Here is a 12,346-nt window from a genome sequence, read left to right as displayed (position 1 = left end):
CGTACGCCGCCGAAGCAACCGCTGTCAGCCCGAGGACGTAGGGTGCTGGTGTGTACGAAGGCGTGGTGCAAGACCTCATCGACGAGCTCGGGCGGCTGCCCGGGGTCGGGCCGAAGAGCGCCCAGCGCATCGCCTTCCACCTGCTCGCGGCCGAGCCCGCCGACGTCCGTCGCCTCGTGCAGGCGCTGACCGAGGTCAAGGAGAAGGTCCGGTTCTGCGCCACCTGCGGCAACGTGTCGCAGGACGAGCTGTGCCGCATCTGCCGCGACCCGCGCCGCGACCTCGCCGTGCTGTGCGTGGTCGAGGAGCCGAAGGACGTCGTGGCGATCGAGAAGACGCGCGAGTTCCGCGGCCGCTACCACGTGCTGGGTGGCGCCATCAGCCCGATCGACGGCGTGGGCCCGGACGACCTGCGCACCCGCGAGCTCATGACGCGGCTCGCCGACGGCGTCGTCACCGAGGTCATCATCGCCACCGACCCCAACCTCGAGGGCGAGGCCACGGCCACCTACCTCGCCCGCCTGCTGCGCCCGATGGGCCTGCGGATCACCCGCATCGCCTCGGGTCTGCCGGTGGGTGGCGACCTCGAGTACGCCGACGAGATCACGCTGGGACGAGCCTTCGAGGGACGGAGACTGCTGGATGTCTGAGCCACCCCGCACCGAGGCAGACGTCGACCTGCGCGACGACGAGAACGCACCTGCGGAGACTGAGCGCCGCGAGCTGGTGCGGCTCGCCGCCGACACCGCGATCGACGTGCGGGCCTACCTCGAGGCGACCACCACGGTGGCCAGCGGCACCAGCCCGGACGTCGCCCTGCCCATCGTCCTGCTGGCCGTGAGCCAGGTGCTCGTGGCCGGCGCGCGGCTGGGGGCCATCGGCGACGTCGTCCCCACCGAGCGCTTCGAGCCCGACCCGGGCCCCGACACCGACGTCGACCCGCTTCACGGGGCGCTGGCCAACGTCCTCGAGGGGCTGGACGACTACGCCGACGTCGTCGACCCCATCGTGTCGGGCGAGGTCGTCTCGGGCTCGCTGTCCGGCGACCTGGCCACGGTGGCCGCCGACCTCTCGCACGGCCTGCGCCATTTCGAGAGCGGGCGGGTCGACGAGGCGCTGTGGTGGTGGCAGTTCTCCTACCTGTCGAGCTGGGGCGCCCGGGCCGCGGCGGCGCTGCGCGTGGTCCAGTCGATCCTCGCCCACCTGCGCCTGGACGCCGACGACGAGATCGTGGCCGACGCCGAGTTCGACGCGCTGCACCCGCCCCGCTGACGCAGGACGCTCCGGACTCTCAGGGCTCGCCGGACGTCGCACCGGCAGCGGCCGCGGCGTCTCGCGATCCGAGCGCCCGCGGTCACCCACCGGACGCTCGGTAGACTCGAGCAGGGAGCGCACGCGGCGTCGCACCGTGCTGGCGCCGTCGCACCCGGAGGAGGGTCACCGTGGGCTTGGTCGTGCAGAAGTACGGGGGTTCCTCCGTCGCGGACGCCGAGAGCATCAAGCGGGTGGCCCGCCGCATCGTCGACACGACGAAGGGCGGCAACCAGGTCGTCGTGGTCGTCTCGGCCATGGGCGACACCACCGACGACCTGCGCGACCTCGCCCAGCAGGTCTCCCCGCTGCCGCCGGCGCGCGAGCTCGACATGCTGCTCACCGCGGGCGAGCGCATCTCGATGGCGCTGCTGGCCATGGCGATCCACGACCTCGGCCACACCGCACGCTCGTACACCGGCAGCCAGGCCGGCGTCATCACCGACTCGGTGCACGGCAAGGCGCGGATCATCGACATCACCCCCGGCCGCATCCGCCAGGCCCTGGACGACGGCGCCATCGCGATCGTCGCGGGCTTCCAGGGCGTGAGTCAGGACACCAAGGAGATCACCACCCTCGGCCGTGGCGCATCCGACACCACGGCGGTCGCCTTGGCGGCGGCGCTCGGCGCCGACGTCTGCGAGATCTACACCGACGTCGACGGCGTCTTCACCGCCGACCCGCGCATCGTGCCCAGCGCCCGCCGCATCGCCCGCATCACCAGCGAGGAGATGCTCGAGATGGCGGCCTGCGGCACCAAGGTGCTGCACCTGCGGTGCGTCGAGTACGCCCGCCGCTACCAGATGCCCGTCCACGTGCGTTCGTCCTTCAGCACGCGCGAGGGCACCTGGGTCATCGACACGCCCCCGGACGACAAGGACGGTCAGACCATGGAGCAGGCCATCATCTCGGGCGTCTCGCACGACCGCAGCGAGGCCAAGATCACCGTCGTCGGCGTCCCCGACCTGCCGGGCAAGGCCGCCGCGATCTTCCAGGCGGTCGCCCGCGCCGAGATCAACATCGACATGATCGTGCAGAACGTCTCGGCCGCGGCCACCGCCCTCACCGACGTGTCGTTCACGCTGCCGAAGACCGACGGCGTCATCGCGATGTCGACGCTCGAGGGCATCAAGGACGCCGTCGGGTTCCAGTCGCTGCAGTACGACGACCAGATCGGCAAGGTGTCGCTCGTCGGCGCCGGCATGCGCACGCACCCGGGTGTCTCGGCCACCTTCTTCGAGGCGCTCGCGGACGCCGGGGTCAACATCGAGATGATCTCGACGTCCGAGATCCGCATCTCGGTCGTGACGCGTGCGGCGGACGTCGACGCCGCCGTCCGCGCGGTGCACACGGCGTTCGGCCTCGACGCCGAGGAGACCGAGGCGGTTGTTTACGGCGGCACCGGCCGCTGAGCCGAACTCGAGCGGCACGAGGGTCGGCTGATGCGCGCGCCGTCCCCGGCAGCGCTCGACGCCGCGGCGAAGGCGCTCGCGGACGTCGACCCTGCGGCGCGTGAGGTCTTCGACGTCCGCGTCGAGCGCTGGTGGGGCGACCTGCACGCCGCGCTGCGCACGGTGTACCCCGCAGGGGCCGACACGTTGGCCGCGCGACTCGTCGGGCTCGCCGCGGCGGCCTATAGCGAACGCGATCCCGACCTGCGCCGGCTCGACCTGGCGCGCACCCTGCGTCCGGGGTGGTTCCAGGACCCCGCCATGCTCGGTTACGCCGCCTACACCGAGCGCTTCGCGGGCGACCTGGCCGGCGTCCGAGAGCGCATCGGCTACCTGCGCGAGCTCGGCGTCACCTACCTGCACCTCATGCCGCTGCTGCTGCCGCGCGACGGTGACAACGACGGTGGCTACGCCGTCGCGGACTACCGCACCGTGCGGCCGGACCTCGGCACCGTTGACGACCTCGCTGCCCTCACCCGCGACCTGCGCGCCCACGGCATCAGCCTCGTGCTCGACCTGGTGCTCAACCACGTCGCCCGCGAGCACCGCTGGGCGGCCGCGGCGCGCCAGGGCGACCCGCGCTACCGCCGCTACTTCCACGTCTTCGCCGACCGCACTGAGCCGGACGCCTACGAGCGCACGCTGCCGGAGGTGTTCCCCGACTTCGCCCCCGGCAGCTTCACCTACGACGACGAGCTCGGCGGGTGGGTCTGGACGACCTTCAACGCCTGGCAGTGGGACCTCGACTGGTCGAACCCCGAGGTGCTGCTGGAGTTCGCGGACATCGTGCTCTACCTCGCCAACCAGGGGGTCGAGGTCTTCCGGCTCGACGCCATCGCGTTCCTGTGGAAGCGCCTGCGCACGACGTGCCAGAACCAGCCCGAGGTGCACGCCATCACCCAGGCCCTGCGTGCGGTGGCCCGGATCGCTTGTCCCGCAGTGGTTTTCAAGGCTGAGGCGATCGTCGGGCCGGACGACCTGCTCGCCTACCTCGGCGAGCGCGAGCACCACGGCAAGGTGAGCGACCTGGCCTACCACAACAGCCTCATGGTGCAGGTGTGGTCGATGCTCGCCGCGCAGGACGTGCGCCTCGCCGCGGCGGCGCTGGGCTCTCTGCCGCCGGCGCCGTCCACCACCGCCTGGATCACGTACGTGCGCTGCCACGACGACATCGGCTGGGCGATCGACGACCGCGACGCCGAGGCTGCCGGCGTCACCGGCCCGGGGCACCGGGCCTTCCTGTCGGACTTCTACGCCGGTGAGTTCCCCGGCTCCACCGCGAGGGGTCTGGTGTTCCAGGCCAACCCGGCCACCGGCGACCGGCGGATCAGCGGGACGGCGGCCAGCCTGGTGGGGCTCGAGGCGGCCCGCGAGGCCGCGCACGACGCCGTCGACGACCCCGCGGTGCGGACGGCGGTGAGCCGGCTGCTGCTCGCCCACGCAGTGGTCCTGGGCTGGGGTGGGATCCCGGTGATCTGGTCGGGCGACGAGCTCGCGCAGCCCAACGACCCGCTCTGGGCCGATGAACCGGGCCACGAGGGCGACAACCGCTGGGCGCACCGGCCCCGGCTCGACTGGGCGGCTGCCGAGCGGCGGCACGACCTGGCCACGGTCGAGGGTCGGGTCTTCGAGGGGCTGCGCCACCTGGCTCGCGTGCGCGCCGGCCTGTCGCACCTGGACGCCGCCGTCCCGGCGGAGGTGATCGACCTCGACGACCCGGTGGTGCTCGCGGTGGTGCGGCGCCATCCGGTCGGCCCGATGGTGGGCCTCTACAACGTCAGCGCGCGGCCGGCGCGGTTCGGTGCCTGGCGCCTGGCCGAGCTGGGTCTGGCGGCCGCCCACGACGCGATCAGCGGGGTCGACGTCCGGCCAGACGCTCACGGTGACCTCTGGCTGAGCCCCTACCAGGCGCTGTGGCTGGTCGAGCCCGGGGCGGGTGAGTCGGCCTGACCGAACTCGGTTGTGCCCCGGCCAGGGCAGGGCCAAGATCGGCGCCATCAGCAGCGAAGAGGGAAGGACCGTCATGGCGACGAAGCTCAACCCGTATCTCAACTTCCAGGGCACCACCCGCGAGGCGATGGAGTTCTACCGCGACGTCTTCGGCGGCGAGCTCACGCTGTCGACGTTCGGCGACTTCCAGGCGAGCCAGGACCCCGCCGAGCAGGACAAGATCATGCACGCCCAGCTCGTGAGCCCCGGTGGCCTCACGCTGATGGCCGCGGACTCGCCGAACGCCATGCCGTACACGCCGGGCAACAACTACTCGGTGTCGCTCAGCGGCGACGACGAGAGCGAGCTGCACGGCTACTGGGGCCGGCTCAGCGATGGCGGCACGGTCGTCATGCCGCTCGACAAGGCCCCCTGGGGTGACGCCTTCGGCATGTGCGTCGATCGCTTCGGCGTCTCCTGGCTCGTCAACATCGCGGGCAGCGCCGCCTGAGCGTGTGCGCGGTGCCTAGAAGAGCGTGAGCTCGGGCTCCGGCTCAAGCGCCTTCTGGGCGGGCACGACCACCGGCTCGACGAGGCGAGCCGGTGGCACGTCGTCCTGCTCGGCGATCGAAGCCCAGCTCTCGCTGCCCGGGGGCGCCGCGCCGGTGAGCGCCCACAGGGAGGGGCCGAGCCGGATGTCGCGCGTGGCCAGTCCGGCGTGCAGCCGCGGCACGTCCATCGGCACGCGCATGCTCATCAGGTCGGGTAGCGGCAGGTCGTGCCGCATCGCCATGAGCCGCAGGTTGCGCTCGACGTTCGCGCGGGCGGCCGGCTCGGCCAGGCGGCGGGTGGCGGCGCGCCCGACGACGGCCTCGACCTCACCGGCCCGGCCGGCGTCGATCGCGGCGTAGACCTCGGCCACGCCGGCGAAGGCGGCCAGCAGCTTGGCGGCCGTCTTGGCGCCGATGCCCCGCGCGCCCGGCAGGTTGTCGGACGTGTCACCGCGCAGCGCCGCGAAGTCGCGGTACTGGCCCGCCGCGACACCACACAGCGCGGGCAGCCGCGCGGGTGTGAGCAGCGGCGAGGCGTCGATGCCTCCGGTGATGAGCCGCAGCACCGCGGTGGAATCGTCGATGAGCGCGAAGGAGTCGCGGTCGCTCGTGACCACCGCGCAGCGCCACCCCGAGCGTCGGGCCAGCGCGGCCGACGAGCACAGCACGTCGTCCGCCTCCCACCCCTCGTGCTGGACGACGGCGAAGCCGGCCTCGCGCAGCAGCCCCGGTGCGCTCGCGAGCTGGTCGACGAGCTCGGGCTCCTTCTCACGGCGTCCGGCCTTGTACTCCGGGTACTCGTCGCGGCGGCGCGAGGCCACGGAGCAGTCGAAGCCGACGACCACGGCGTCCGGCGTGAGTCGAGCCGCCGCACCGGCGATCGAGGTGACCAGGCCGCGCAGGCCCCACACCGGTCGGCCGTCGGGGTCGCGGTGGCCGCTGTAAGCGTGCGCGTGGTGCGCGCGGTGCAGCAGGCTGTTGCCGTCGACCGCGAGCAGCAGCGGCGCTGTGGGCGGCACGGACGGCGCGAAGGTCACCGTCACACGCTAACCCGCGGGGGTGACTTCCGGCCCTGCCGCCCTCCCGGCGTGGCGGTGATCATGACCGCATGGATGACGTCCTGCACCGCGCGCAGCCGACGTCTGCGGCCGCCGAAGAGGTGGCGCTGCTCGAGCGGTGGGTGGCGGCCGGGTACATCAGCCGCAGCCAGGCCGAGCTGATCCGCGAGGCCGAGCGCGGGGAGACGCCGCCGGCCGCCGTCGAGCCGCACCCGTCCGAGCACGCGACGTCCCTGGTGCTGGAGGCGCTTGGCTACCTCGGCGGTGTCCTCATGGTCACGGCGTCCGCGCTGCTGGTGGGGCAGTTCTGGGACGAGCTCTCGCGCGGCGTCCGCACCGGGCTGATGCTCGCCGTGTGGATGGTGCTGGTCGGGGCGGGGCTCGCCGTTCCTCAGTGGCTGGGACGGCAGGGGTCCCGCGTGCGCTCGGTGCTGTGGCTCGCCGGTGCGATCGCGTTGGCCGTCGCGTTCGGTCTGGTCGCCGGCGAGTGGTGGCACTGGGGTGAGTCGAGCGTGGCGTCGTGGGTGGCCTGCGGCGTCACCGGGCAGCTCGCGGTGCTGTGGTGGCGCGAGCGGTCAGCGTTGCTGCAGGCAGGGTTGGTCGTCGGGGTCGTGGCGTCAGTGCTCGCGCTGCTGACGCGGTTCACCACCCTCGAGGGCCCGGGGCTCGGCGTGGCCGTGGGGTTGGTCGGTCTCGCGTGGTGGGTGCTCGGCGCTCGCGGGCTGGTCACCCCCCGGCGCGCCGCGACCGTGCTGGGGCCGGCGGTCACCGTGCTCGGTGCGGTCATGGCCTCGATGGCGGATTGGGGGCTGTGGCTCGGTTTGGCCACCGTCGCCGGCCTGGTCGTGCTTGCCGTCCGCTGGCGCGACCTGTGGCTGCTCGTGATCGCCGGTGCCGGCTCGCTCGAGCTCGTGCCGCGCGTGGTGGAGGAGTGGTTCCCCGGACGGCTCGCGGTGCCGGTGATCCTGCTGGTGACCGGGCTCGTGATGGTGCTGGCCGCCGTCCGGATCGCGCGCCGGGCCGCTACCCCTGCGGCAGGTGTCGCGCCGCGAAGTCGAGCTCGACGCGCATCTGGCGCACGCGCTCGTCGTTGACCAGCGAGCCGTGGCCGGCGTCGTAGCGGTAGACCTCGTGCGGCACCCCGCGTTCGGTCAGCCGCGCGAGGTAGTTCTCGATCTGGCGGATCGGGCAGCGCGGGTCGTTCTCGCCTGCCAGCACCAGCACGGGCACGCTGACCTGGTCGACGTAGGTGATCGGGCTGGAGTCGGCGTAGCGGTCGGGGACGTCGTCCGGTGAGCCGCCGAACAGCGAGCGGTCGAACGCCTTGAGGCCCTCCATCTCGTCCTCGTAGGCGGCGACGTAGTCGGCCACGGGGACGCCGGCGAGCCCGAGGGCCCAGGCGTCGGGCTGGGTGCCGAGGCCGAGCAGCGTGATGAAGCCGCCCCAGGACGCGCCCGCGAGCACGACGCGACGCGGGTCGGCGACGCCGGTGCCGACGAGGTGGTCGCGGACGGCGACGACGTCCTCGAGCTCGACGTGGCCGACGCGTTCCTCCAGGGCGTCGCGCCACGCCGAGCCGTAGCCCGTCGAGCCGCGGTAGTTGACCTGCACGACGGCGAAGCCGTGGTCGACCCAGGCGCTGGGGTAGGCCATGAAGGCGTCGATGTCGTGGTGCGTCGGTCCACCGTGCACCTCGACCACCAGCGGGAGGGGGCCGGGCGCGGCGTCGGCCGGACGGCGCAGCAGGGCGTGGATGCGGCCGCCGCGGCCCTCGACCCAGACGTCCTCGACCGCGACGGACGGCGGCGCCGCCGGCCCGGGCGGGGCCAGCAGCAGCTCGCCCTCGTCGGCGCGGTCAGGGTGCAGCACGCGCACGGACGACGGGCTCGCGGCGGACGACCAGGTGGCCCAGATGCTGCCGTCGTCGCGCACGGTGGCGGACGTGACCGTGCCGGTGGTCGGCCCGAACGGCTGCGTCGCAAGGGTTTCGAGGTCGACACGCACGAGCCGGGTGCGGGCTTCGTGCGACACGGCGACGACGACGGCGGTGGCGTCCGACCACCACTCGGCGTCCTCGACCTCGCCGGGGGCGTCGATGGCCAGTGGCGTCTCGGCGCCCGTGAGCGGGTCCCAGACCAGCAGCGCGGGGACGCCGTCGCGCTCGTGCACCACCAGCAGACGCTGGTCGCCGGCGACGGGGGAGAAGGCGGCGGGGTGCAGGCCCTTGCCCTCGCCGTCCCACAGCTCGGCGACCGTCGAGGCGTCGTCGACGCGCAGCACCCGCAGGGCGGGGTGGCGCGAGTCGCCGTGCTCGCTGTGGGCCAGGACGACGAGCGACTCGTCGCGCGACAGGTCGCCGACGTACGCCTCCTCCTCGTGCTCGTAGAGCAGGCGCGCGGGTGCGTCGGGGCCGGCGTCCGGGTCGACGACGTGCACGCGGACGCCGTAGCCGTCGTCCGTGCTGCCGACGACGGCCGTGCGGACTCCGAGCGCCAGGCCGCTGCTGTAGGCGGCGGGCAGGCTCGTGGCGGTGGTGTGGCTGCCGGGCGCGGAGCCGTACGGCTGGCGGCGCCACACGCCCTTCTCGTCACCCTTGCGGTCGTCGAACCACCACAGCTGCTCGCCGGTGGGGTCGAGCGTGCCGTCGCTGGTGCCCTCGGGGCGGTCGGTGGCCTGGATCAGGCCGTCGGCGCCGACGGTCCACCAGTGCAGCTCGATCGTGCCGTCGTCCGTGGTGGCGACGGCGACGGTGCGCTCGTCGCGGTCGCGGGCGAAGTCGGGCAGGCCGAGGCGGCGGGCGCGAAAGCGCGCCTCCCAGGCGGGCAGGTCGGTCATGGCCGAGAGCCTGCCACGCCAGCCAGACCGGCCGGTGGCCGGATGCCTCAGTGCAAGCCGAACGCGAGGAGGTCAGGGACACCGCCGGACAGCGCGCCGTTGGTCACGAGCATGGTGTCGGCGTCCGGGAAGAGCACCTGGGTCGGGTACGACAGGCCGTCCGAACGACCGGCCAGGTCGGTGAGCCGCCGCGTCGTGAGGTCGACGCGCCACAGGCGGTTGCTGCGGTTGACGGTGACGTACAGGCCGCCGTCCGGGCCGAAGGAGACGCCGTCGGCGCTGGCGAGCTGCTGCTGCTCGACGACCGCCGTGACGGTGCATCCGGTCGCGGTCGTGGTGATGCGCACGACGCGGCCGAAGTCCGACACCACGCCGTACAGGGCGCCGTCCGGGCCGAACGTGATGCCGTTGACGCCGAAGCCGTAATGGCCGGGCTTCAGCAGGTCGTCCGCGCACCAGGTGGCGACCGTGCCGGTGTCCGTCGACACCGTGCGGATCACGCCGGCAGCGGAGTCGGCGACGTAGATGCGACCGCCACGGGCGGCCAGCCCGTTGGGGAACCCGCCGTCGTCGGACAACGTCACCCAGGGCTGCGGCGCGACGTCCGAGGCGGTCACCGGCACGCGGTAGAGGTAGGACGGCCCGCCGGCGAAGGGAGCCCGCGCGACGTAGGCGTACCCGCCGCGAACGACGACGCCCGTGAGCAGCGAGGTGCCCTCGAGGTCGACGGTGGCGACGCTGCTCACCTGGCTGCCCGTCACCCGCACCAGCTCACCGGCGAAGCCGAGGGTGACCAGCTCGCTGCCCCCGGACAGGGCCATGGACTCGGGGAAGGAACCTGGTGCGAACCGGACGAGGGGCCCGGGGCCGTTCGGGCCGCCCGGCACGCCGGCTGCGGCGCCCAGGGGAGCGAGTCCGATGATCGCGGCCGCTACGGCCACCGACCTGAGCGCAGTGCGGAACATGTCGAACCCCCTCGGTGTCGAACTGGTCGTCGACACCCTGCTCTCGTGCGTCCAGCCCGCGACAGGGCCGCAGGTCCCGTGGACGAGTGAACGAGACCTGGCAGGCAGCAGGCGCATCAGCGGCAACCGGCGCGATGGTCGAACGTCTGGTTGGTCGGGGTAACGGTGTCCTGGCTCAGGACGTCTCACGACATCTGCAAGGGCGTGGTCGGTCATGCTCGCACGTGTCGAGAGCGAGGCTGGTCATGACCGCCGTCATCAGCCAGGGCCTGAGCCAGGCCGAGGCCGCCAGGACCTACCGGGTCTCCGAGGCCACGGTCAGCCGGCTGATGGCCCTACCGGCCGACGGCGAAGCCGCGTCGACCCGCGCCCGCGAGCCCCTCCGCGAGCTCACCATCGACACCACCAGGGACTACCAACCCCGAACCCAGAAATGACGAACGCCCGAACCTGCATCCTGCAGGTTCGGGCGTCCGGGATGTCCTGAGACATCACATTGGTCGGGGTGACAGGATTTGAACCTGCGGCCTCTTCGTCCCGAACGAAGCGCGCTACCAAGCTGCGCCACACCCCGTGGCTGCTCGCCGCCGTCCCTGCGGACGGCGAAGCCACGCCATCGTAGCCGAGGCCAGCCGCAAGTCTGAAACCGGATCCCCCGGCACCCACCCCCTCCCGCCACTCAGCCCGCCTTCCGCCGTCCGGGCCGGTTTGGCGCCGCCACATCCGGCCTGAGTAGCGCAAGCCCGTGGTGCCTGCGCCAACCAGACCGCTCCCTGGCCGCGCAAAGCGGCCTGGGTGGCGCAAAGCGATGGCGGGAAGGGTCAGGGGGCGGTGAGGGTGAGCAGGCTGGCCTCGGGGCGGCAGTTGAAGCGCACCGGGGTGTACGGCGAGGTGCCGAGGCCCGCGCTCACGTGCAGCCACGCGGCATCCGGCGGCGGGGGCGCCTGCGGCGGCTGGTGGGCGGCGCCGTCCCACCAGCGGCTGACGCCGCGCGCGCGGTGCCGGTCGAGGTCGCAGTTGGTGACGATCGTGCCGTAGCCGGGCAGGCGCAGCTGGCCGCCGTGCGTGTGCCCGGCGAGCAGCAGCGAGGCGCCGTCGCGCACCATGGCGTCGAGCACCCGCGTGTACGGCGCGTGGCTGACACCGATCGCCAGGGCGGCAGGTGCGGTGTGGTCCGGCGCGGGAAACCGGTCGTACCCGAGGTGCGGGTCGTCGACCCCCACGAACGACAGGTCGACGCCGGCGACGCGCAGCTGCCCGCGGGTGTTGGTGAGATCGAGCCAACCCTGCGCGGTCAGGCCTTCGACGAGCCGGTCGGTGGGCAGGCGGCGGCCGGCGATGCGCCGCCTGCCGCCATCGGGCAGCAGGTAGCGAGCGGGGTTCTTCGGCTTGGGCGCGAAGTAGTCGTTCGAACCCAGCACGAAGGCGCCCGGGCGCTCCAGCAGTGGCTCGAGGGCGCGCAGGACGTTCGGCACCGCGTCGAGGTGCGCGAGGTTGTCGCCGGTGTCGACGACCAGGTCGGGCTCGAGCGCGGCCAGGCCGCGGACCCACTCCCGCTCCAGGCGCTGGCGGTCGGTGAGGTGCAGGTCCGACAGGTGCAGCACCCTCAGCGTGGGCGTCCCCGCGGGGAGCACCGGGAGCTCGAAGCGGCGCAGGGTGTAGGCGCGGCTCTCGACGACGCACCCTGCGACGAACGCGAGGCCGAGGCCGCCGAGGCCCCCGAGTGCGGCGATGGTGCGTGCAGGCCTCATGGTGGTCCATCGTGCCAGGGCCTGACAGACTCGCGATCCATGAGCACCCTCAAGCAGACGCTGCGCGACGACCTCACCACCGCGATCCGCGAGCAGGACGAGGTGCGCGTCGCCACGCTGCGCATGGTGCTCACAGCCATCACGAACGAGGAGGTCGCCGGGGACGTCGCGCGCGAGCTCAGCGACGACGACGTCCAGGCCGTGCTGCGGCGCGAGGCCAAGAAGCGCCGCGAGGCGGCCACGGCGTTCGCGGACGGCGGGCGCCCGGAGCGGGCCGACCGCGAGCGCGCTGAGATGGCCGTGATCGAGGGCTACCTGCCGGCGCAGCTGGACGACGCCGCGCTGGCCGAGCTGGTGAGCGCCGCCATCCGCGACACCGGCGCCGAGGGCATGAAGGCCATGGGGCAGGTCATGAAGGCGGCATCGGCCGCCGTCGCTGGCCGCGCCGAGGGTGGGCGCGTGGCCGCCGAGGTGCGCCGCCAGCTCGCGCAGTAG

Annotated in this window: 12 protein-coding genes and 1 tRNA gene; 8 read left to right on the top strand and 5 right to left on the bottom strand. The window is 73.2% G+C overall.

Features of this window, described 5'->3' with window-relative positions:
- Positions 1–50: 50 nt before the first annotated feature.
- From recR to ASD06_RS15620, 5 genes are all read left to right on the top strand, one after another.
- Positions 51–650, top strand: a complete 600-nt coding sequence (gene recR, locus ASD06_RS15640) for a recombination mediator RecR (protein ID WP_056679767.1) — start codon at positions 51–53, stop codon at positions 648–650.
- Positions 643–1,272: a DUF5063 domain-containing protein gene (locus ASD06_RS15635; RefSeq protein WP_082538116.1), complete on the top strand. Its 630-nt coding sequence runs from the start codon at positions 643–645 to the stop codon at positions 1,270–1,272. Before recR ends, ASD06_RS15635 begins: the two co-directional genes overlap by 8 nt.
- Before the next feature lie 170 nt (positions 1,273–1,442).
- On the top strand, positions 1,443–2,723 hold the full coding sequence (locus ASD06_RS15630) for an aspartate kinase (RefSeq protein ID WP_056679764.1): 1,281 nt from the start codon (positions 1,443–1,445) through the stop codon (positions 2,721–2,723).
- 30 nt (positions 2,724–2,753) lie between these two features.
- Positions 2,754–4,712, top strand: a complete 1,959-nt coding sequence (locus ASD06_RS15625; RefSeq protein WP_056679761.1) for an alpha-amylase family protein — start codon at positions 2,754–2,756, stop codon at positions 4,710–4,712.
- 73 nt (positions 4,713–4,785) lie between these two features.
- The gene (locus ASD06_RS15620) at positions 4,786–5,202 is read left to right on the top strand and encodes a VOC family protein (protein ID WP_056679758.1); all 417 of its coding nucleotides are present in this window, start codon (positions 4,786–4,788) and stop codon (positions 5,200–5,202) included.
- 15 nt (positions 5,203–5,217) lie between these two features.
- On the opposite strand, the gene ASD06_RS15615 is transcribed toward ASD06_RS15620, so the two are convergent.
- A complete protein-coding gene (locus ASD06_RS15615; RefSeq protein ID WP_200942251.1) occupies positions 5,218–6,279 on the bottom strand; it encodes a 5'-3' exonuclease H3TH domain-containing protein in 1,062 nt (353 codons plus the stop codon).
- Between the two features lie 71 nt (positions 6,280–6,350).
- On the opposite strand from ASD06_RS15615, the gene ASD06_RS15610 reads away from it, so the two are divergent.
- Complete coding sequence (locus ASD06_RS15610; protein WP_056679755.1) at positions 6,351–7,394, top strand: DUF2157 domain-containing protein; 1,044 nt, start codon at positions 6,351–6,353, stop codon at positions 7,392–7,394.
- Here ASD06_RS15610 and ASD06_RS15605 read toward each other — a convergent pair.
- The gene (locus ASD06_RS15605) at positions 7,324–9,135 is read right to left on the bottom strand and encodes a prolyl oligopeptidase family serine peptidase (protein ID WP_056679752.1); all 1,812 of its coding nucleotides are present in this window, start codon (positions 9,133–9,135) and stop codon (positions 7,324–7,326) included. The genes ASD06_RS15610 and ASD06_RS15605 overlap by 71 nt on opposite strands.
- A gap of 47 nt (positions 9,136–9,182) precedes the next feature.
- A complete protein-coding gene (locus ASD06_RS15600; protein ID WP_056679749.1) occupies positions 9,183–10,100 on the bottom strand; it encodes a hypothetical protein in 918 nt (305 codons plus the stop codon).
- A gap of 245 nt (positions 10,101–10,345) precedes the next feature.
- Between ASD06_RS15600 and ASD06_RS19190 the strand changes: the two genes are divergently transcribed.
- Positions 10,346–10,537, top strand: a complete 192-nt coding sequence (locus ASD06_RS19190; protein ID WP_162248092.1) for a hypothetical protein — start codon at positions 10,346–10,348, stop codon at positions 10,535–10,537.
- Between the two features lie 60 nt (positions 10,538–10,597).
- Here the strand turns inward: ASD06_RS19190 and ASD06_RS15590 are convergent.
- Both ASD06_RS15590 and ASD06_RS15585 read right to left on the bottom strand, forming a co-directional pair.
- Positions 10,598–10,674 (bottom strand) — tRNA-Pro (locus tag ASD06_RS15590).
- 247 nt (positions 10,675–10,921) lie between these two features.
- Positions 10,922–11,851 (bottom strand): metallophosphoesterase, encoded by a 930-nt coding sequence (locus ASD06_RS15585; RefSeq protein ID WP_056679743.1) that lies wholly within the window; start codon positions 11,849–11,851, stop codon positions 10,922–10,924.
- Between the two features lie 39 nt (positions 11,852–11,890).
- Between ASD06_RS15585 and ASD06_RS15580 the strand changes: the two genes are divergently transcribed.
- Positions 11,891–12,346, top strand: a complete 456-nt coding sequence (locus ASD06_RS15580) for a GatB/YqeY domain-containing protein (protein WP_056679740.1) — start codon at positions 11,891–11,893, stop codon at positions 12,344–12,346.

It is taken from the genome of Angustibacter sp. Root456 (assembly GCF_001426435.1).
Classification (GTDB): Bacteria; Actinomycetota; Actinomycetes; order Actinomycetales; family Angustibacteraceae; genus Angustibacter.
This window is presented reverse-complemented; position numbering and strand designations above follow the sequence as displayed.